This is a genomic window from Agrobacterium sp. InxBP2 (assembly GCF_026191755.1).
GTDB classification, from domain to species: domain Bacteria; phylum Pseudomonadota; class Alphaproteobacteria; order Rhizobiales; family Rhizobiaceae; genus Agrobacterium; species Agrobacterium pusense.
This window is the reverse complement of record NZ_JAINDY010000021.1, coordinates 162,715-181,941: the sequence shown is the minus strand read 5'-3', so window position 1 is coordinate 181,941 and position 19,227 is coordinate 162,715. Positions and strand designations below refer to the sequence as shown.

The 19,227-nt window shown below is 60.2% G+C and carries 18 protein-coding genes; 6 read left to right on the top strand and 12 right to left on the bottom strand.

The annotated features are described in order from the left end of the window. Window positions 1-21: 21 nt before the first annotated feature. Complete coding sequence (locus tag K7A42_RS04750; RefSeq protein WP_045534526.1) at window positions 22-1,176, bottom strand: amidohydrolase; 1,155 nt, start codon at window positions 1,174-1,176, stop codon at window positions 22-24. A 57-nt stretch (window positions 1,177-1,233) separates the two neighbouring features. Next, on the bottom strand, window positions 1,234-2,880 hold the full coding sequence (locus tag K7A42_RS04745) for a GNAT family N-acetyltransferase (RefSeq protein ID WP_034498218.1): 1,647 nt from the start codon (window positions 2,878-2,880) through the stop codon (window positions 1,234-1,236). 231 nt (window positions 2,881-3,111) lie between these two features. Here K7A42_RS04745 and K7A42_RS04740 point away from each other — a divergent pair, with 231 nt between their 5' ends. Next, window positions 3,112-3,846: an SDR family NAD(P)-dependent oxidoreductase gene (locus K7A42_RS04740; protein ID WP_034498544.1), complete on the top strand. Its 735-nt coding sequence runs from the start codon at window positions 3,112-3,114 to the stop codon at window positions 3,844-3,846. A gap of 36 nt (window positions 3,847-3,882) precedes the next feature. After that, window positions 3,883-5,235, top strand: coding sequence for an aspartate aminotransferase family protein (locus K7A42_RS04735; protein ID WP_006698559.1), 1,353 nt, complete (start codon window positions 3,883-3,885; stop codon window positions 5,233-5,235). A gap of 40 nt (window positions 5,236-5,275) precedes the next feature. Here K7A42_RS04735 and K7A42_RS04730 read toward each other — a convergent pair whose 3' ends face one another. Then, a complete protein-coding gene (locus K7A42_RS04730) occupies window positions 5,276-5,713 on the bottom strand; it encodes an EamA family transporter (protein ID WP_006698558.1) in 438 nt (145 codons plus the stop codon). A 183-nt stretch (window positions 5,714-5,896) separates the two neighbouring features. After that, a complete protein-coding gene (locus tag K7A42_RS04725; protein WP_004438672.1) occupies window positions 5,897-7,243 on the bottom strand; it encodes a dicarboxylate/amino acid:cation symporter in 1,347 nt (448 codons plus the stop codon). Window positions 7,244-7,479: 236 nt separating this feature from the next. On the opposite strand from K7A42_RS04725, the gene K7A42_RS04720 reads away from it, so the two are divergent. Both K7A42_RS04720 and K7A42_RS04715 read left to right on the top strand, forming a co-directional pair. Further along, window positions 7,480-9,321: a sensor histidine kinase gene (locus K7A42_RS04720; protein WP_045534524.1), complete on the top strand. Its 1,842-nt coding sequence runs from the start codon at window positions 7,480-7,482 to the stop codon at window positions 9,319-9,321. A 1-nt stretch (window position 9,322) separates the two neighbouring features. Then, on the top strand, window positions 9,323-10,687 hold the full coding sequence (locus K7A42_RS04715; RefSeq protein ID WP_220359975.1) for a sigma-54-dependent transcriptional regulator: 1,365 nt from the start codon (window positions 9,323-9,325) through the stop codon (window positions 10,685-10,687). Window positions 10,688-10,813: 126 nt separating this feature from the next. On the opposite strand, the gene K7A42_RS04710 is transcribed toward K7A42_RS04715, so the two are convergent. Then, a complete protein-coding gene (locus K7A42_RS04710) occupies window positions 10,814-11,317 on the bottom strand; it encodes a BA14K family protein (protein ID WP_022563674.1) in 504 nt (167 codons plus the stop codon). A 179-nt stretch (window positions 11,318-11,496) separates the two neighbouring features. On the opposite strand from K7A42_RS04710, the gene K7A42_RS04705 reads away from it, so the two are divergent. Next, window positions 11,497-12,207: a GntR family transcriptional regulator gene (locus K7A42_RS04705; RefSeq protein WP_006698553.1), complete on the top strand. Its 711-nt coding sequence runs from the start codon at window positions 11,497-11,499 to the stop codon at window positions 12,205-12,207. Between the two features lie 66 nt (window positions 12,208-12,273). Here K7A42_RS04705 and K7A42_RS04700 read toward each other — a convergent pair whose 3' ends face one another. Further along, window positions 12,274-13,530: a D-amino acid dehydrogenase gene (locus tag K7A42_RS04700; protein ID WP_006698552.1), complete on the bottom strand. Its 1,257-nt coding sequence runs from the start codon at window positions 13,528-13,530 to the stop codon at window positions 12,274-12,276. A 7-nt stretch (window positions 13,531-13,537) separates the two neighbouring features. Further along, complete coding sequence (gene alr / locus K7A42_RS04695) at window positions 13,538-14,704, bottom strand: alanine racemase (protein ID WP_174151590.1); 1,167 nt, start codon at window positions 14,702-14,704, stop codon at window positions 13,538-13,540. Window positions 14,705-14,831: 127 nt separating this feature from the next. Here alr and K7A42_RS04690 point away from each other — a divergent pair, with 127 nt between their 5' ends. Then, on the top strand, window positions 14,832-15,290 hold the full coding sequence (locus K7A42_RS04690) for an Lrp/AsnC family transcriptional regulator (RefSeq protein WP_004438693.1): 459 nt from the start codon (window positions 14,832-14,834) through the stop codon (window positions 15,288-15,290). Between the two features lie 16 nt (window positions 15,291-15,306). Here K7A42_RS04690 and thiD read toward each other — a convergent pair whose 3' ends face one another. From thiD to K7A42_RS04665, 5 genes are read right to left on the bottom strand one after another with little or no spacing between them, the layout of a single operon-like run. Beyond that, window positions 15,307-16,104 (bottom strand): bifunctional hydroxymethylpyrimidine kinase/phosphomethylpyrimidine kinase, encoded by a 798-nt coding sequence (gene thiD / locus K7A42_RS04685; protein ID WP_006698550.1) that lies wholly within the window; start codon window positions 16,102-16,104, stop codon window positions 15,307-15,309. After that, window positions 16,101-16,763, bottom strand: a complete 663-nt coding sequence (gene thiE / locus K7A42_RS04680; protein WP_045534519.1) for a thiamine phosphate synthase — start codon at window positions 16,761-16,763, stop codon at window positions 16,101-16,103. The genes thiD and thiE overlap by 4 nt, the downstream gene beginning before the upstream one ends. Continuing rightward, window positions 16,750-17,490: a hydroxyethylthiazole kinase gene (locus K7A42_RS04675; RefSeq protein ID WP_006698548.1), complete on the bottom strand. Its 741-nt coding sequence runs from the start codon at window positions 17,488-17,490 to the stop codon at window positions 16,750-16,752. The genes thiE and K7A42_RS04675 overlap by 14 nt, the downstream gene beginning before the upstream one ends. Next, complete coding sequence (locus K7A42_RS04670) at window positions 17,487-18,437, bottom strand: ABC transporter substrate-binding protein (RefSeq protein WP_174151589.1); 951 nt, start codon at window positions 18,435-18,437, stop codon at window positions 17,487-17,489. Before K7A42_RS04670 ends, K7A42_RS04675 begins: the two co-directional genes overlap by 4 nt. Then, entirely contained in the window at window positions 18,434-19,219 is a 786-nt protein-coding gene (locus tag K7A42_RS04665) for an ABC transporter permease (RefSeq protein WP_174151588.1), read from the bottom strand. The genes K7A42_RS04670 and K7A42_RS04665 overlap by 4 nt, the downstream gene beginning before the upstream one ends. Window positions 19,220-19,227: the final 8 nt, after the last annotated feature.

Below are 19,227 nucleotides of genomic sequence, written 5' to 3'. Positions count from 1 at the left end.
CGGCGTGCAGCCGGCCACGGCTTATTTCCCGCCGGTGAGATTACGAATGAGCCGCATGAAGATGCGCGCACCGATACCGATCAGTGCGTCCGGAAAGTCGTAATCGGGGTTGTGCAGATTGGGATAGTCCCGGCCTGCGCCGAGAAAAAACATCGCCGACGACGAGACGCCACGGAAACGGCCGAAATCCTCGGAAGCGCGCATTGGCAGACCTTCGGAACCGTGGGAGATTTTCTCGTCGTCCAGCGCCTGCCGGATATGATCGACGGCGTCCGGGGCGTTTTCGCAATGCAGGAAAATATCGTCATAGGTGATATCGAGCGCCAGCCTCTCTTCGTCTGCCACCCTTTTTGCGAGCGTCTCCGCGGCGTTGCACAGGTTTTCCATCCGGTCGTCGGTCAGCGTTCTGAGTGTCGCCCAGATTTCCGCGTCAGCCGGGGAAATGCCGAAGGCCGCTTCCCCCATGATCGCGTGGGTGATCGTCACCATCGAAAAATCCGGTGCCGGCGGAAAACCGGAACCGAGATCGCTCAGGGACGGCATCAGCCTGGCAATCGCCCGCATGGGGGAAATGCCGTGTTCCGGTGAGGAGGCATGTGCCGTCTTGCCCGCTAATGTGATTTTGATGCCGCGCGATGCGCAATTGACCGGCCCTTCCACCACGCTGACATGGCCGAAGGGCAGGCCGGGGAGGTTGTGAAGTGAAAATGAATAGTCCGGTTTTATCTCCGTAAAGCGGGGATCGGCAATAACGGCGGCTGCGCCCGCACCGGTTTCCTCCGCCGGCTGAAAGAGAAGAATGACCCGTCCTGTCTCCGGCCGCTGGCGGGCAAGGCCAAGCGCCAGTGCCGTCAGAATGGTGGAGTGGCCGTCGTGACCGCACAGATGGCCTTTTCCATCGACGCTCGAACGATATTCAACTTCACCCTTTTCGTGGATAGGCAGCGCGTCGATTTCCGAGCGGATCAGAACCGAGGGGCCGCTTCTGCCGCTGTCATAGACAGCCGCCACGCCATGGCCGCCGAGGCCGGCAAGAAGCCGGTCAGGTGGTGCCTGCTCAAGAAAGGCATGGACGCGGCGGGCGGTTTCTTTCTCCTCTCCGGAAATTTCCGGATGGCGATGCAAATCGTGGCGAAGCTCAATGAGATCGAGCATGTCCTTATTTGTCAGAAACATCAAAATTCCCTGCAGGTCGGTCGGCGTTTTGCTGCCGCAACTTACAGATCATTGTCTTCAATGCAAAACCTTTGGCGGGTGCCAGCGCTTGCCCGCCGTTTTCGGTTTGACGGTGAGCGGGATGACATCGGCAGGGAGTGGGATCTTTGTTTTCGTCAGTTCCAGCCGCGCAAGCGCGGCCCGCGCCTTCTCCGCATATTCGAGATGTTGGGCCTCGTCCGAATGATAATGCTGCAATCTTTCAAGGATTTCGGCACCTTCCATCTTTCTTTCGGCGGCGATGAGAGCAACGGCGCATTTGTAGAGCGCTTCGCGGTGGAACGGCGCGCGATTGGTGACCTGGCGGAAGGCCTCGGATGCCTCGTGATAATGCTGTTGCGCCAGCCGTGCCTCACCGATGCGGAGCCAAAGCAGAACCGGGTCCTGGCCGCTGGCGAGAAGCGCCAGGAAGGCGATTTCCGCCTCCCGGAACTCGCCCCGATCAAGAGACAGGTTGGCCAGCCCGAATTGGGCACCGGAATGACCGGGCGCTGCGGCAAGCACCTGGCTGAAGGCGATGCTTGCGGCAGCCTTCCTGCCCGCCTTGTAAAATTTGAGTCCCTGTTCGTAGACAAATCGGATACTGCGCGGGTGAAGCGTGCCGCCGAGATTATCACCCGAGCGGGTGCGAAACAGCGTGCAGCTCAGCTTCTGCTCCTCCGGCCCGAAGAAATATTTATAGGGCTCGTTGCCACGCAGGAAGTCGTAGGTCTTGAAACCCTGCTCGATTGCCCTCCGGATGCAGTGCCCGTGCAGCACGAGACCGGGGGAAGGCGTCTTCCAGTTCTCGTCGCGGCCGGTGATGTAGAACATTACAGATTTTTTCCGGCGATCGATGATGTTGGCGAGTGCGCCAAGCGGCTGGTCGCCGAACCACAGCACAGGTACCTCTAGATCACCGCGAATATAGACATCCATCAGCATCTGGCGGGTCGCGCCGATCAGGAGCTCGGTGCGTTCCCTGCCCTTATGCGGCGCCCAGCGGATGCGCCAGAAATCGAAGAGGATGTCCATGTCCCGCTTGATGGTGTCTTTCGTCGCGAAGCTGATGCGATATTCGTCCCCGCCCTCGACCTTTCTCATGAAACGCCTGAGCTTTTGCCGGGTCTGGCTGCTCATGTGGCTTTCAAGATACCCGTCAAACGTGTCCGGCAGGGTCACCACCGGGCAGATGCAATTGTTGATGTTGTAGGGGTTGGTCGGCATATTGTCGCGGAACATGACGAGCGGGCCCTGAAGCGCCCTGATCATGGCATCGCGCCGTTCCGGCGGGCCTGAAAGATAATCGAGTTTCAGCTCGGTCCAGTTCTGTTGTCTTATATAGGCGCAGAAACCGGCGACGGCGTGATCTTCATAGTCCGGCAGGGTGATGAAACCAGTATAATCCGCGGCAGCATTGCCGGCCATGACGATGCTGTCGTGAAAGCGGCCGGTTTTCTTGTCGGGTTCGGTGACGATGCGCAGCGGAAAAAACGCCACATAGGGCGAGCCTTCCGAACGTTCCCTCAGAGCCAGAACGAACCAGCGCCTGCGGCGCGGCATGTAATCGCGCAGCCAGCCCCAGGAGAGAAAATGCCGGGCATGGGGATCGGCCATGAACACCGATTCCCAGTTTTCCCGAACCGCCTCGAAGCCGGCGTCGGTGTCAATGATGTCGATGCGCATGTGTCCCCCTCCCAATACAGATCACACATTCGGGAGGTTTCATTTTATGGGCAAATGATCCGCTTCAAATATTCCCTTCGGGTGAAACCCCCGCATCAAATGGGATTAGCCCGCGAGCGGCCTTACTTCGCCCACCGCGACAAAAAAGCCCTTGTCACCCGGCCGAAGCGCTCTAACATGCGTGTTGAATGCGAGGCCGGCTCAACGATCCGCATGGCACAGGAGTTCTCTATGGCTGTTCCTTACATGCTTCTGACCGGTGCCAGCCGGGGAATTGGGCATGCCACCGTCAAGCTGTTTCAGGAAAAGGGCTGGAGGATCCTGACCGTTTCGCGGCAGCCCTTTTCCGAGGAATGCCGTTGGCCCTCCGCACGCGAGAGCCATATCCAGGCCGATCTGGAAGACCTGTCGCGGGTAGAAGATCTGGCAGATGAGGTGCGTTCACGCCTGCCTGAAGGAAAGCTTGCGGCGCTTGTCAACAATGCCGGAATTTCGCCGAAGGGCGAAGGCGGAAGCCGCCTCGGTGTGATGGATACGACGGCGGATATCTGGACGCGGGTGCTCAATGTCAATCTCGTCTCAACAGCGCTGCTCGCCCGCGCGCTCCTGCCGGAGCTGGAGGCGGCGAGAGGCTCGATCGTCAATGTCACCTCCATCGTCGGTTCGCGGGTTCACCCCTTCGCCGGTGTTGCTTATGCCACGTCGAAGGCGGCACTCGCCGCACTGACGCGCGAACTGGCGCATGAATTCGGTCCGCGGGGCGTTCGAGCCAACGCGATTGCGCCGGGGGAAATCAATACTGCCATTCTGTCTCCAGGTACGGCCGAGCTGGTGGATGCCCAGGTTCCGCTCGGGCGGCTCGGCACCACGGCGGAGGTGGCACAAACAATCCTTTTTCTCTGCTCGGAACAGTCCAGCTACATCAACGGCGCGGAAATCCACATCAATGGCGGACAGCACGTCTGACGCCTCAGTCAATCAACCGAAACGGAGCCATTATCGATGACCATCCTGCCGAATTCCGTCGAGGCACGCGATATCGCCTATCAGATGCATCCCAATGTCAATCTGCGCAAATTCGAAAAGACCGGTGGTCTGGTGATTGAAAGCGGCGAGGGCATCTATGTCACCGACAGCAGTGGCAAGCGATACATCGAGGCGATGGCGGGACTGTGGTCGGTGGCGCTCGGTTTTGGTGAACAGCGGCTGGTGGAAGCGGCGACAAAGCAGATGCAGAAGCTGCCCTATTACCACACCTTCTCCTACAAGACGCATAGCCCGTCCGTCGATCTCGCCGAACTGCTGATCGAGCTTTCGCCGGTGCCGATGTCGAAAGTTCATTTCACCTCCTCCGGCTCGGAAGCCAACGATCTGGTCGCCAAGATGGTCTGGTATCGTTCGAATGCACTGGGCAAGAAGGAAAAGAAAAAGATCATAGGCCGCATCAAGGGTTATCATGGCGTGACCATTGCGTCGGCCTCGATCACCGGCTTGCCGCGCAACCATGAGAGTTTCGATCTGCCGCTGGACCGCATGCTGCATACGGCCTGCCCCTCCTATGTGCATTTCGGGAAGGAGGGCGAAAGTGAGGCGGATTTCACCGCGCGTATCCTCGGGGAGTTGGAGGATCTGATCCTTCGCGAAGGTCCCGAAACCATCGCCGCCTTCTGGGGCGAGCCGGTAATGGGCGCCGGTGGCGTTCTTTTGCCGCCGGAGGGCTATTGGGAAGGCGTACAGGCGATCCTGAAGAAATATGACATCCTGCTTGTGGTCGACGAGGTCATCTGCGGTTTTGGCCGCACGGGCAAGATGTTCGCCTGCGAGACCTACGGTATCAAGCCGGACGTGCTTGTGGTCTCAAAGCAGATTTCGTCGTCCTACATGCCGCTTTCGGCGATCATCATGAATGACAATTTCTACCAGCCTATCGCCGATGAGTCCGACCGGATCGGATCGTTCGGCCATGGCTACACCGCCTCCGGCCACCCGGTCGCAACGGCTGTGGGGCTGGAAAACCTGAAGATCATTCAGGAACGCGATCTGGTCGGCAATGTCGCGCGGCTCGAAGGCCGGTTCCTCGATCATCTGAAGGCACTTGCGGATCACCCGCTCATTCATTCCTCGCGCGGTATCGGCCTCATCGGCGCGCTGGAGGTGAAGCCATGGGAAGGCATGAAGCCGGGCGACACGACGTTTGCCCTCGCCGCCGCCATTGAGGAGGAGGGTGTCATAACCCGGCCAATCGGTGAATCCATCTGTTTCTGTCCGCCGCTGATTATTACCGCGGAGCAACTGGATGAGCTGTTTGCTGGTGTGAAGCGCGGTCTCGACAAGGTTGCGGCCGCCCGAGGCTGAAAATTTTTGGCAATTGTGCCGGCCGGTTGATCCGGCCGACCTATCCCCGGTAGGCCACAAGTACCGCACCGCAGGCGATCAGCACGACGCCGAGCCAGTTGGGCAGCGAAAGCCTTTCGCCCAAAAACAGCACTGCAAAGATGGCGACAAAGACGACACTGAGCTTGTCGATGGGTGCGACACGGGCGGCGTCGCCAATTTTCAGCGCCCGGAAATAGCATATCCAGGATGCGCCGGTTGCCAGACCGGAGAGCACGAGAAAGGCCCAGGTTTTCCCCGAGATGGTGGAAGGCTGCTGCCAGTTGCCGGTGATATAAACCATCAGGCCTGCGGCAGCGAGAATAACGATGGTTCGGATGAAAGTGGCGAAATCGGAATTGACGTTTTCGATGCCGATCTTGGCGAAAATGGCAGTCAGAGCCGCGAATGCCGCCGATAACAGGGCCCAGAATTGCCACGCCAGGAAAATGTTTCTCATATGGGCCACTCCATTCATCGCAACGGTTCTTGTTTGATCTGGCCTACAGCATCGCCCGTCCGATAAAAACTGTTTTCCGACACCTGCTTGAACGACAAAGGCCGACACATCGAGATGACGCGCCGGCCTTCATGCGAGGCCTGTCCGGACGAGGCCGGGCAGGCAGGACCTTGGGAGGTCGTATTACTCTGCCGGCTGCACCGAGGCCGGAAGCTGATCCACATCGGCGATGCCGGTGAATTCTTCCTTGCCGCTGAGCACGCGGGCAAGCTGGTCCTGGTCCAGTTCGCCTTCCCAGCGGGCGACGACGATGGTGGCGACCGCATTGCCGACGAAGTTGGTGAGCGCGCGGCATTCCGACATGAAGCGGTCGATGCCGAGGATCAGCGCCATGCCGGCGACCGGAACCGAAGGCACGACGGAGAGCGTGGCCGCGAGCGTGATGAAGCCTGCACCGGTAATGCCGGCGGCACCCTTGGAGGAGAGCATGGCGACGAGCAGCAGCAGAATCTGTTCGCCGAAGGAGAGGTGAATGCCGGTCGCCTGCGCGATGAAGAGGGCTGCCAGCGTCATGTAGATGTTGGTGCCGTCAAGATTGAAGGAGTAACCGGTGGGAATGACGAGACCGACGACGGAGCGCTTGCAGCCGGCCTTTTCCATCTTGCTCATCAGGCCCGGCAGGGCGGCCTCGGAAGACGAGGTACCGAGAACCAGCAGCAGTTCTTCCTTGATGTAGCGGATCAGCGCGACGATGGAGAAGCCGTTATAGCGGCAGACGGCGCCGAGGACCACGAACACGAACAGGAAGGACGTGACGTAGAAGGTGCCGATCAGCATCGCAAGATTGGTGACGGACGAGATGCCGTATTTGCCGATGGTGAAGGCCATGGCGCCGAAAGCACCGATCGGGGCAGCCTTCATCAGGATCGCGACCAGCTTGAAAATCGGATACATCAGGGCGTGCATGAAATCGGTGACCGGCTTGCCCTTTTCGCCGACGACGCCGAGCGCGATACCGAAGAGCACCGAGAAGAACAGCACCTGCAGGATATCGCCGCTGGCGAATGCGCCGACGATGGTCGTCGGGATGATGTTCATCAGGAAGCCGGTAATGGTCTGCTCATGGGCCTTGTCGGCGTAGGTCGCGACGGCCTTGGCATCGAGCGTTGCCGGATCGATGTTCATGCCCGCGCCGGGCTGCACGGTGTTGGCGACGATGAGGCCTACGATAAGCGCAAGGGTGGAGAATACGAGGAAGTAGATCATGGCCTTGCCGGCCACGCGGCCAACCTTCTTCATGTCGTTCATGCCGGCAATGCCGGTTGCGACAGTGAGGAAGATGACGGGCGCGATGATCATCTTGACGAGGCGGATGAAGCCGTCGCCGAGCGGCTTCAGTTCTTCACCGAAGGCCGGATAGAAATGGCCGAGTGCGATACCGGCTATGATGGCCACCAGAACCTGAAAATACAGATGCTTGTAGAATGGCAATTTGGCGTGGCCCGCGGCCACGGCTGTCGTATCGATCATGTTTTTTCCTCCTCGGCCTCACCCTGCCTTGATTGGCCTCCCGGGATCGCCGTGTCGTTGACGGCTTCGCGCCGATTGAGGAGACATGTGCAATACGCATGCCAGACTTGATTATTTGCCGTAACCAACTGATTCAAAAAGTTCTTTTTTGGAGGGATAAAAGGCGCGACAGTTAACTGTGCGGAATTTCGGACAAAAACTCTTGCGGTCTGTGTGTAAATCCGCACAATTGACCCATGAACCAGATAGAGAATTCACTCCATTCCCAGGCGAAGCGACGGGCGCAATGGCTGGCGCTCGCGGGGCTTTGGCTGCTTATCGGTTTTGGCATGCTGCTTGTCGCAGATGAATTTGCCCGCCATCAGGCCCTGCGTGCGGCGGGTTCCGAGGCCTCGACCGATGCGGAACTGAAGATCGCCCTTTTGAATGTTGCACTGGAGCGGCCGCGGGCCATTCCGCTGGTTCTTTCCGGCGATCCCGATCTTGCCGTCGCTCTCGATGGCGGCGGCGCTTCGGCTCTAGATCGGCTCAATCGAAAGCTTGAAGGGCTTATCGAAGGAACCCAGTCCTCTGTCATTTACGTGACCGGGCCGACCGGCTTGACCATCGCGTCGAGCAACTGGCGGCAGGCGGACAGCTTTGTCGGTTCCAACTATGCCTTCCGCGAGTATTTTCAGGCGGCGATGAAGACTGGCATGTCCGAACATTATGCGCTCGGCAATGTCAGTCGCCGGCCAGGTCTCTATATCTCCCGCCGGATCGATGCAGCTGACGGCCGGCCGCTTGGCGTCGTGATTGCCAAGGTCGAGTTCAACCGGCTGGAAGCGGACTGGAATATCGGAGGCAAGCCGGTCTATGTCGTCGACAGAAACGGTGTCGTGTTGATGACGAGCGTGCCGGAGTGGCGCTTCAAGACAGTCGCGGCCATCGACGAGGCGCGACGAAACACCATTTCCGAAAGCCTGCAATTCGGCAATGAGGCGCTGGCGACGCTGCCTTTCCGAACGGCTCGATCATTGGGCGACGGTGTTCCGCTCATCCACGTTGATGAGCCGGGGCGCGAACGCGGCGATTATCTTCGCCTGGAAGTGCCGGTGCCGACGACATCCTGGACCCTGCATTATCTTCAGCCCGTCGCACCCGCTCTGAATGCCGCCATCCGCGAGGGCAGGGCGGTGGCGCTGGCGACGCTCATGCCGCTGATTGCGCTTTCAGCGCTGTGGCTGTGGCGCAGGCACAAGGCTCTGACGGAAAAGGAAGAAGAACAAAGGGCCCGCGCCGAGCTTGAACTGAAGGTACAGGAGAGAACCCGCGATCTGACGAAGACGCGCGATCATCTTCAGGCGGAAATCGCCCTGCACGAAAAGACCACCGGGGAGTTGCGCAATGTCCAGCATGAGCTGGTGCAGGCCAACCGCCTTTCCATTCTTGGGCAGGTGGCGGCTGGCGTGGCGCATGAGATAAACCAGCCTGTGGCGACAATCCGCGCCTTTGCCGATAATGCGCGCACTCTGCTGAAGCGTGAACGTCTGGCTGAAGCCAGTGAAAATCTTGAGGACATTGCCGCCCTTACCGAGCGTATCGGCACGATTACCAGCGATCTGAAGATACTCGCGCGCAAGGGCCGAACCGGCGCTGAACCTGTCAGTGTTCGAACCGTCATCGAAGGTGCGGTGCTGCTGCTGCGCAGCCGTTTTTCCGGTCAGATGGACGCGCTGGATATTGTCTTGCCCGATCAGGATATGAAAGTGCTCGGCAGCCGCATCCGGCTGGAGCAAATCCTCATCAATCTTCTGCAAAACGCGCTGGAAGCGACTGAAGCGATTGATACGGCCCGGGTGGAGGTGCGTGTTTGCGAAGAAGGCGACGCGGTTGTAATCTCGGTTGGCGACAATGGCGGGGGCATTCCGGAAGCCATCCGTGCCCAGCTTTTTTCACCCTTCAATACCTCCAAGGAAGGCGGTCTCGGTCTTGGCCTTGTCATCTCAAACGACATCGCTTCGGACTATGGCGGGCGCATTGAGGTGGCGAGTGGTGATGCAGGCACGTGTTTTTCCGTATATCTGAAGCGAGCATGACATGACGGCGGATGGTACTATATTTCTGGTCGATGACGACTCGCAGCTGCGCAAGGCGATGGTGCAGACGCTGGAGCTAGACGGGCTGCCGGTCACTTCCTTTTCCCGAGCCGAGCAGGCGCTTGCAGCTTTGAGTGACGATTTCGACGGCGTCGTTATCACTGACGTGCGCATGCCCGGCATGACCGGGCTGGAATTTTTCGACCATGTCCGCAAGATCGATGCGGATCTGCCTGTCATCCTCATTACCGGCCATGGCGATGTACCCATGGCCGTCGATGCGCTCCACAACGGTGCCTATGACTTCATAGCCAAGCCGTTTCCCGCCGAACGGATGGTGGAGAGCGCCCGCAGAGCCCTCGAAAAACGCCGCCTCGTGCTGGAAAATCGCGCGCTTCGCCGGGCAGCCGGGCAGGCGGAGGACGACCTGCCGCTGATCGGGCAAACACCCGCCATGGAGCGCTTGCGCACGACGCTCAGGCATATTGCCGATACGGATGTCGATGTGCTGGTGGCCGGCGAAACGGGCAGCGGCAAGGAAGTGGTGGCAACGGCCCTTCATCGTTGGAGCAAGAAGCGCGCCAAGGGCAATTTCGTTGCGCTGAATTGTGGTGCGCTACCTGAAACGGTGATCGAGAGCGAGCTTTTCGGCCATGAGCCGGGAGCATTTACCGGGGCACAGAAAAAACGTGTCGGCCGCATCGAACATTCAAGTGGTGGCACGTTGTTCCTGGACGAGATCGAAAGCATGCCGCTTGCCGTGCAGGTGAAAATGCTGCGTGTGCTGGAAATGCGCGAGGTCTCGCCGCTTGGTTCAAACGAGGAGCGACCTGTCGATATCCGCGTGGTTGCGGCGGCCAAGGTTGACCTCGGCGATCCGGCCGAACGTGGCGCGTTTCGTGAGGACCTTTATTACCGGCTGAATGTCGTCACATTGTCGATACCGCCGCTTCGCGAACGCAGGGCGGATATTCCACTCTTGTTTTCCCACTTCGTCACCAAGGCAGCCAACCGCTTCAACATGCCGGTGCCGCAGATCGGCGCCGGGGTTTCCCGTCGTCTCAACGATCATGATTGGCCCGGCAATGTCCGGGAACTCGGCCATTTTGCCGAGAGGGTAGTTCTGGGGCTTGAGACGGAATTGGCGGCCACATCTGTTCTGCAGTCGGAAATCCCGGCTTCCGGCACCTTGCCGGAGCGTATGGACGAGATCGAGGCGCGCATCATCCGCGAGACACTGGAGCAATCCAATGGCGACGTCGCGGAAACCATCGCCACGCTCGGTATCGCCCGCAAGACCTTTTACGACAAACTGCAACGCCACGGTATCAACCGGGCGGACTATGTGAAGAACGGCGCGGCCTGAAACTGTGCAGAGGACGACTTATGGCGACGGCGCGAAGTTGTCCTGCTCCGACCCCCATTGAAAAGCCGCAGACTTTTCCGTCTGCGGCCTGGCAATAATCGCAGCAATTGCGGCAACGGCCGTCGTTCAGCCTGCTACGCAGAAATGACGCTGACCGTCATAGTCCGTGTAGGTGCCCGTGCGGGAATTGAAGCTGCGGTAACGCTGCGAGCAATAATCGTACCAGGCGTTGGTCCACGGCTCGATGGTGCGATAGGTCTGGGGCTGACTATAGACGGGACGGCTGTCGTAAACCGGCTGCGCGCGATAGACCGGCGCCGGGCGATAAACCGGCTGCGGTGCTGGCCGGTAGTAACGATAGTCCGGCTCTTCATAGACATAGCTCGGCTCATAGGCCTGATAACGGCGCGGTGCCGGATCGATATAGACCCGTTCCTCCTCCACCGGTGCCGGGCGGGAAAGGGCGGAACCAACGGCAACACCGGCGGCAAGGCCAAGCACACCTCCCAGAAGCGCCGCGTCGCGGCGGTCGTGGCGGTCCCAGTCGCCGGCGGATGCGCTGTTGAAGGGAGCGATGGTTGCGGCGGCGACGGCGATAGCCATAGCGGTTTTGGCTGCAAAGGACGACATGGTGTTTTTCCATCCAGGTGGCAGGGTGCTGCCAGTTGCAAATTCGATGGTTAAGGAAATACAGCCCGCCTGCTGAACGGTCGCTGAATGAATTGTGGCAGACCGGCTGTCGCCCACAATTCCCGTTTGCCTGCGTCCCACGCTTCGCGCTAAAACTCGGGAGCAAACAGGACGCGCCCATGAGCCTTGCCCATATAACCGTATCTCCCGATTCATCGCATGAGGATCGTGCCCAGGCCATTCGAGACACTTTGCGCGACGCCATTGTCGATCGCCGGCTGGCGCCGGGAACGAAATTGTCGGAAGCGGAAGTGGGAACGTTGTTCGATGTCAGCCGCACGGTGGTGCGCGCGGCGCTGCAGATGCTTGCCTATGAGGGCCTCGTGAAGGCCGAGCGCAATCGGGGCGCTTTCGTTTCCAATCCGACGCCCGACGAGGCGCGGCAGGTATTTGCGTCCCGCCGGCTGATCGAGCCCGGCGTCGTTGACGCGGCAATCGAAAAAATCACGCCTGCGGCGGTAAAGAAGCTGCGGGAGCATCTGTTGGAGGAGAGCAGGCATCAGCAGGAACGCGGGCCGAGCGCACGGCGGGCCGAAATCAAGGCCTCGGGTGATTTTCACCTGATGCTGGCGTCAATTGCCGGCAATGCCATCCTAGAAAAATTCATGGATGAACTGGTTGCGCGCTCATCGCTGGTCATCGCGCTCTATGGGCGCTCCGGCGTATCGAGCTGCGGTCATAACGAACATGCCGATCTTCTGGATGCGCTGGAGGCGAAGGATGCGGCAAGGGCCCGGGCGCTGATGCTGCAACATCTTAATCATATAGAGGCCGATCTCGACCTCCGTACCAAGGAAGGTCTAGCCCTCAGGGACGCTCTGGCGCTTTAGGATATCGGTGTATCGGCCCTCACACGCCGTGCGAGGGCGATATCAGCGGAAACCGGAGCGTGCCGGTCATGCCGCGTAGCGGCTGATTGCCAGATCGTGGGTGTCGATCTCGGGCGTCGCACCGCTGATCATGTCCGCAAGGACGCGGGCGGAGCCACAGGACATGGTCCAGCCGAGCGTGCCGTGGCCGGTGTTAAGGTAAAGGTTGCTGTAGCGGGTAGCGCCGATAACAGGCGTACCATCCGGCGTCATCGGGCGCAGGCCACACCAGAATTTCGCCTGCGACTGATCGCCCGCGCCACCGAACAGGTCTTCCACCGAATGGGCGAGTGTTGCCTGCCGCGCTGCGGGCAAGTCCTTGCTGAAGCCGGCGATTTCCGCCATTCCGCCAGCACGGATGCGCGAACCGAGCCGGGTGATCGCGACCTTGAACGTTTCATCCATCACCGTGGAGACGGGCGCCCGTTCCTCTTTCACAATCGGCACCGTGATGGAATAACCCTTGACCGGGTAGACCGGCAGGGTCAGACCGAGCTGACGCAGGAACTGTGGAGAGTAGCTGCCAAGCGCGGCGACAAAAATATCCGCTTCCACAAGCCCGCGGGTGGTCTCCACCGCCTTGACGCGTCCTGCCTCAACGATGGGGCGCATGATCCCCGTGTCGTACAAGAAGGTAACGCCCGCTTCTTCCGCCATGCGGGCAAGCTCGGTGGTGAACATGTAGCAGTCACCGGTCTCGTCGCCAGGCAGGCGCAGCCCGCCGACGATCTTTTCCTTCGATGGCGAGAGGCCGGGTTCCACGGCGGCGCAGCCGTCTCGGTCGAGAATTTCGAAAGGCACGCCGCCCGCCGTCAGCACGTCCACGTCCTTGCCGATGGCGTCAAACTGCTTTTGTGTGCGGAATACCTCCAGCGTGCCCTGCATGCGCTGGTCATACTGGATGCCTGTCTCTTCCCGCAGTGCCATCAGGCAGTCGCGGCTATATTCCGCGACGCGCACCATGCGGCTCTTGTTGATGGCATAACGCGCCGAGGTACAGTTGCGCAGCATCTGGCTCATCCAGCGCCAGGCGGCCGGATCGACCGTCGGGCGAATGATCAGCGGTGCATGTTTCATGAACAGCCATTTCATGGCCTTGACCGGAATGCCCGGCGCGGCCCAGGGCGAAGAATAGCCGGGGGAAACCTCACCCGCATTGGCAAAGCTGGTCTCGAGCGCTGCAGCCGGCTGCCGGTCGATCACCGTCACCTTGTGCCCGGCTTTGGCCAGATACCAGGCGGATGTCACGCCGACGACGCCGGCTCCGAGGATAGTGACGTTCATGATCGTCTCACTTGTGATTGACTGATGTTGAAGCAAAGGTCGGGGTTTCGTCCGGCTGAATATAGGTACGGCGATAACGACGGCCGAGGCCGGTCAGGATTTCGTAGGCGATCGTGCCCGCATCGTCCGCGATGTCTTCAAGCGTTTGCTCGGGGCCGATCATCTGCACGAAACTGCCTTGGGTCAATGTTCCCTCGGGCAGGGCGGATATGTCCAGAATGATGCTGTCCATCGAAACGCGCCCCGCGATCGGCAGGCGCACGCCATCATGCCATGCCGCGCCGCGATTGCCGAGCGAGCGCGGCAGGCCGTCTGCATAACCGGCGGCGATCGTCGCAAGACGCGTAGAGCCGGACGCTTCGAAGGAACCGCCGTAACCAACCAGCGAACCGGCGGAAACGGTGCGGGTCTGGATCACGGCGAGATCGAGGCGAACGACCGGCTTCATCGGGTTCGGGCGGTCGACAGAGGGTGCGCCGCCGTAAAGCGCGATGCCGGGGCGCAGCAGGTGGTTGTGGTACTCACGACCCAGAAAAATACCTCCGGAGTTGGAAAAACAGACCGGGACATCAGGAAACGCAATCGTGGCCTGCCGCATCGCCGACAGCTGCGCCGCATTGCATGCATGGCCCGGTTCGTCGGCGCAGGCGAGGTGGCTCATGACGAAGGCGATGTCGATACCATCGAACAGTTGCGGCTGGGAGGTGAGGGTTTCCAGCTCTTCGGGGGAAAGGCCGAGGCGGCACATGCCGGTATCGATCTGCACGGCGGCTGCAAGTTTCCTGCCGAGCGTCTTGGCATGGACCGCCCATTGGGCGATCTGCTCCAGCGAATTGAGAACCGGTGTGATCGCCATGGCGGCGCAGGAGGTCTCATTGCCGGGTTGAAGGCCGTTGAGGACGAAGATCCGCGCCTGGGCGGGAAGACGCAGCCGAAGCGCCAGCGCCTCGTCAATATGAGCGACGAAGAAATGACGACACCCCGCATCGAACAGGGTTTGCGAGACCATATCCGCACCGAGGCCATATGCATCGGCCTTGACGACCGCCGCCGTCTGGGATGCGGGCGCCATCGCCGCAAGTGCCAGATAATTGTCGCGCAATGCGCCGAGATCGATGGTCAGATGGCCGCTTGCACCACCCGCTGCCTGCTGGCGGCTGATCTGCATGTCCATGGTCGTTCACCCTCATTTTTATCTTATGAGAGTATTGCAACGATTATCGAATTTCTTGGCAATTATTCGAAGGAAATGCGATATAATTGGCAAGCGCGCAATTTTCTTTTGCTGATTGGAATTTTCTATGTCGTCACTTGATGCGACCGACCGCCATATCATACGGCTGCTTCGGCTCAACGCCCGCATCAGCAACGCAAAGCTTGCTGCAGAGGTCGGGCTTTCGCCATCCGCGTGCTTGCGTCGCGTCGATATTCTCGAACGGGAAGGGATCATCCGCGGTTACACGGCGCTTACCAGCGGCCTGGCCGGCGGTGAGGTCATTTCGGTTATCGTGCAGATCACGCTCGACCGGCAGACGGAGGATTTTCTCAACCGTTTCGAAAATGCGGTGCGGCGATATCCGGAAATCCGCGAATGTTATCTCATGACTGGCGGTTCGGATTATTTCCTGCGTTGCGAGGCAGAAAGTGCGGGGGATTTCGAGCGCATCCACAAGGAGATACTCTCGAAGCTGCCGGGGGTCTCGCGCATTCATTCGAGTTTCGCGATCCGGAATGTGCTGGCGACGCCGAAGGCGAGGTAGCATCGAGTGTGGGGCTTCACCCCCACCACCGATAAAAATGATGCACCGGCCCCCGCCCATGTCCAACGGCAAGGCTCCGCCCAGCATCAAGCGCCCCATTCAAATAATCTTTCGCCAGCTCCACGGCCTCCAGCAACTCGCTTCCCCTCGCAAGATGCGCCGTGATCGCCGCCGCCAGCGTGCAGCCGGTGCCGTGATCGTTCTTCGTCTCTACGCGTGCAGCGGAAAGCGCCTGCATGGTGCCATCTGCAAACAGATAATCCGTGCTCTCAGGCCCCGCACCATGTCCGCCCTTGATGAGCACCGCTTTTGCGCCCGCTTTCAGGATCGCCGCGGCCTGATGATTGATGTCCGTTTCCGTCTCCGCTATCGGCGTGCCGGTTAAAAGCGCCGCTTCCGGCAGGTTCGGCGTAACGACGGTCGCGATTGGCAGAAGCTCGCGCCGCAATGTCTCGATGGCGTCCTCTTGCAGCAAACGGTCGCCTGACGTCGCCACCATGACTGGATCCAGCACCACGGGCTGCGATTGCCGCCGGAGCCGTTCCGCTATGGCTGCAATGGTTTCGATACGGGAAACCATGCCGATCTTCACCGCATTGACGGTGAGATCGGAAAACACCGCATCCATCTGCGCGATGATGGTGGCCACCGAAATATCCTCGACCGCAGTTACGCCTCTGGTGTTCTGTGCGGTGATGGCGGTGATGACGCTGGCGCCATAGGCGCCAAGCGCGGAGAATGTCTTGAGGTCGGCCTGTATGCCCGCACCGCCGCCGCTGTCGGATCCGGCAATGGTCAACGCAATTGATGTCATGGCTGTCTCGCTTTCAGAGTGGCATCGATTGCGGAACGGAACTCCTTGGTCGCGCCGGCAATATCTGCCGCGCGGAAGATGGCGGAGATCACCGCGACTCCATCCGCACCGGCGGCAATGACAGAGGGGACGCGGGAGAGATCGATGCCGGCGATGGCGCCCACCGGCATGTCCGGCCGCCATTCCCTCAGCAGGCCGCGGAGTGTCGAAAATCCATCGATACCCACAGGCTTGTCCGGGTTGACCTTTGAAACCGTGTCGAACACGCCGCCGATGCAGGCGTAATCGGCGGGCATGGAGGCTGCCCGCTCGGCGTCGGCGCGGTTCTTGACCGTGAGGCCGATGATCGCCTTTTCGCCAAGAATGCGCCGAGCGGTTCTGGCGTCCATATCGTCGGCGCCAAGATGCACTCCATCTGCGCCCGAGGCGAGCGCAACATCCACCCGGTCATTGATGACGAGCGGCACGCCGGTGCCGGCGATGGCCTCGTGGATGGCGCGGGCGTTTTCGATCATCTCCCGTGTCGAGCCGTGCTTGTCGCGATATTGCAGGATGGTCGCGCCATTAAGTGCAGCCGCCAGAGCAAGCTCGGAGAGAGGCGCGACATCACCGAGGCTCGCATCCACAAGCGCGTTGAGGCGGTAATCAACCTTGTTCATTCTCGATCCTCGCATGATTGATGATATCCTCGCCGGTAATCGCCGAAAGCGCGTCCAGGAATGCCGGTTCGAACGTGCCGGGACCTCTGGCACAGGACGCGGCCAGTTCGGCGGAGACGCCGGTGACGGCAAGGGCGGACGCCGCCGCTGCCAAAGCATCCCGTTCCACGGCCATGAAAGCAGCGATGACGCCCCCCGAGAGGCAGCCCGTACCCGTTACCTTAGCCATCCAGGGATGGCCGTTTACGATCCTGACGCGTCGCGTCGCGTCGCTCAGGTGATCGACCGGCCCGGTTTCGATCCTGATTGCATCTGGCACCTCGCCGATCAGTCTCATTTCTGCACGGTTGCCACGCACGATCGCGGGAGAGAGAGTGATGAGCTCACGCGCGAAGGCCAGCCGGGATGGAGAATAGTCACAATGCACGGGGTCGACGATCCAGGGCTTGCCTGAGGCGTTGGCGATCTTCACTGCCAGCAGGATAACCTTGCGCCGTTCCGCATCCAGCGTGCCGAGATTGATGGTCAGCGCATCCGCCTTGGTAACGAAGCTTTCGATTTCCTCCAGCGACGTGGTCATGGAGGGAATGCCGCCGACAACGGTAATCCCGTCGGCGGTGAATTTTTGCACCACGGTATTCATAAGGCAATGTACGCGCGGACGCGCCTGTCTGACTTTTTCAAGGATTTCGGCGGCCTGCGTGGTCGTGGGGAAAGGGATGGTCATGGCTGCTTCAGCTCCACGGCGATTTCGTCCGCCGCCGGCGCCTTCTTGATGAGCTGCATTTCCTGCATGAAGGCGCCAAAACGCGCATAGCGGGCGCGGTCGAGTGCGGCAGGGCGCTTGGCAAAACGCGGCAATGTGTCGAAGAAAGCCTGCTTGTTCAGTGCGTCATCGAGATTGGGATAGGCCTTGATGAAAAGCTGCCAGGATTCCTGCGGGTGATTGGTGATGAAAATAGCGGCCTGTTCCACGGCGGAGAGGAAACGCGGCAGGCGGCTGTCTGTTGCGAGATCGCGATGGGTGACGAAGATCAGTTCGTCATAGGCCGGAACACCATGTTCCTCCGGAAAGAAGGATCGGCCTTCGTGGCCCTCGAGCTTCATCTGCGTCAGTTCGAAATTGCGGAAACCGCCGAGCGTGGCGTCCACCTTGCCTGCGATGAGCGATGGCGACAGGGAGAAATTGACGTTGATGAGTTCCACATCGTCTTTCGTCAGACCGTCCTTTTCCAGCATGCGCTTCAGCATGGCATCCTCGAAGCCGGATACGGAAAAACCGACTTTCCTGCCCTTCAGGTCCTTCAGGCTTTTGATCGGTCCGTCAGCCAGCACGGTGACGGTGTTTAGCGGCGTTTCGACCAGTGTGCCGAAACGGACGAGCGGCAGGCCGGCATCGTGGTCGAGATATAGGTTGGGTTGATAGTGCACGCCGATATCGGCCTGTTTTGCCGAAACGAGGCGCGGAACGGCGGAAGGATCTGCCGGCGGAACAAGTTCAACATCGAGCCCCGCATCCGCAAAAAGGCCCCGCTCTTTCGCGACGACCATCGGCGCATGGTCGGGGTTTACGAACCATTCCAGCAATACCGTAAGCCTGTCGGCCGCGTGTGACTGAACGGGGGCAAATATGCTTGCCGCCGCGATGACGAAAGAAAGAAGAGTTCGCTTCATGATGCTGAAATTCTCCGTAAATACCCGAAAGGAATGGTGTGTTCTGTTTCCCTGGCCCAAGGCGCCAGATGGGCGGTGGCGCGATCCACCGCCAGTCGCAGCAGCACCGCCATGATGGCGAGTATCGCCATGGCGGCGAACATCGTGTCGGTCTGCATGCGGGCGTTTGACTGGATCATCACGAATCCAAGCCCTGCCGATGCGCCAACCCATTCGCCAATGACAGCGCCCAGCGGTGCGAGGGGTGCGGCCACCCGCAGGCCGGAGATAAGCGAAGGCAGCGCCAGTGGCACGCGCAACCGGGTGAGAACCTGCCAGTGGCTTGCCTGCGTCAGCGAGGCGGCATCGAGAATGGCGCGATCCGTCCTGTTGAGGCCATCGGTGAAGGAGGAGGCGACGGGAAAGAAGATGATGATCGCCGTCATCACCGCTTTCGAGGCCATGCCGAAGCCGAACCAGAGGACGAGGATGGGCGCCAGCACGAAGACCGGAAAGGCCTGCAAAACCAGAACCATCGGCCAGACGAGGCGACCGGGACGGGGGATTGCCGCGATGGTGAAAGCCACGACAATACCGACCAGGACGCCGGCCGTCAGTCCAACGGCCATTTCGAGAAATGTAACCATGGCCTGCCCCAACAGGAAACCGGGCTGGCGCAGGAAGGCCGCGGCGACATCGGTCGGCGCCGGCATGATATAACGGGGTGGCGAGAACAGCCATGTGCCTGCCTGCCAGAGAACAAGCAGGAGACCGACACCGTTCAACGCATGGGCGGCACGCATGAGCCGGA

What these genes read in the sequence shown, in the direction of transcription:
- K7A42_RS04750 (WP_045534526.1), bottom strand. Translation starts at nt 1,176, where the DNA reads ATGTTTCTGACAAATAAGGACATGCTCGATCTCATTGAGCTTCGCCAC.
- K7A42_RS04745 (WP_034498218.1), bottom strand. Translation starts at nt 2,880, where the DNA reads ATGCGCATCGACATCATTGACACCGACGCCGGCTTCGAGGCGGTTCGG.
- K7A42_RS04740 (WP_034498544.1), top strand. Translation starts at nt 3,112, where the DNA reads ATGGCTGTTCCTTACATGCTTCTGACCGGTGCCAGCCGGGGAATTGGG.
- K7A42_RS04735 (WP_006698559.1), top strand. Translation starts at nt 3,883, where the DNA reads ATGACCATCCTGCCGAATTCCGTCGAGGCACGCGATATCGCCTATCAG.
- K7A42_RS04730 (WP_006698558.1), bottom strand. Translation starts at nt 5,713, where the DNA reads ATGAGAAACATTTTCCTGGCGTGGCAATTCTGGGCCCTGTTATCGGCG.
- K7A42_RS04725 (WP_004438672.1), bottom strand. Translation starts at nt 7,243, where the DNA reads ATGATCGATACGACAGCCGTGGCCGCGGGCCACGCCAAATTGCCATTC.
- K7A42_RS04720 (WP_045534524.1), top strand. Translation starts at nt 7,480, where the DNA reads ATGAACCAGATAGAGAATTCACTCCATTCCCAGGCGAAGCGACGGGCG.
- K7A42_RS04715 (WP_220359975.1), top strand. Translation starts at nt 9,323, where the DNA reads ATGACGGCGGATGGTACTATATTTCTGGTCGATGACGACTCGCAGCTG.
- K7A42_RS04710 (WP_022563674.1), bottom strand. Translation starts at nt 11,317, where the DNA reads ATGTCGTCCTTTGCAGCCAAAACCGCTATGGCTATCGCCGTCGCCGCC.
- K7A42_RS04705 (WP_006698553.1), top strand. Translation starts at nt 11,497, where the DNA reads ATGAGCCTTGCCCATATAACCGTATCTCCCGATTCATCGCATGAGGAT.
- K7A42_RS04700 (WP_006698552.1), bottom strand. Translation starts at nt 13,530, where the DNA reads ATGAACGTCACTATCCTCGGAGCCGGCGTCGTCGGCGTGACATCCGCC.
- alr (WP_174151590.1), bottom strand. Translation starts at nt 14,704, where the DNA reads ATGGACATGCAGATCAGCCGCCAGCAGGCAGCGGGTGGTGCAAGCGGC.
- K7A42_RS04690 (WP_004438693.1), top strand. Translation starts at nt 14,832, where the DNA reads ATGTCGTCACTTGATGCGACCGACCGCCATATCATACGGCTGCTTCGG.
- thiD (WP_006698550.1), bottom strand. Translation starts at nt 16,104, where the DNA reads ATGACATCAATTGCGTTGACCATTGCCGGATCCGACAGCGGCGGCGGT.
- thiE (WP_045534519.1), bottom strand. Translation starts at nt 16,763, where the DNA reads ATGAACAAGGTTGATTACCGCCTCAACGCGCTTGTGGATGCGAGCCTC.
- K7A42_RS04675 (WP_006698548.1), bottom strand. Translation starts at nt 17,490, where the DNA reads ATGACCATCCCTTTCCCCACGACCACGCAGGCCGCCGAAATCCTTGAA.
- K7A42_RS04670 (WP_174151589.1), bottom strand. Translation starts at nt 18,437, where the DNA reads ATGAAGCGAACTCTTCTTTCTTTCGTCATCGCGGCGGCAAGCATATTT.
- K7A42_RS04665 (WP_174151588.1), bottom strand. Translation starts at nt 19,219, where the DNA reads ATGCGTGCCGCCCATGCGTTGAACGGTGTCGGTCTCCTGCTTGTTCTC.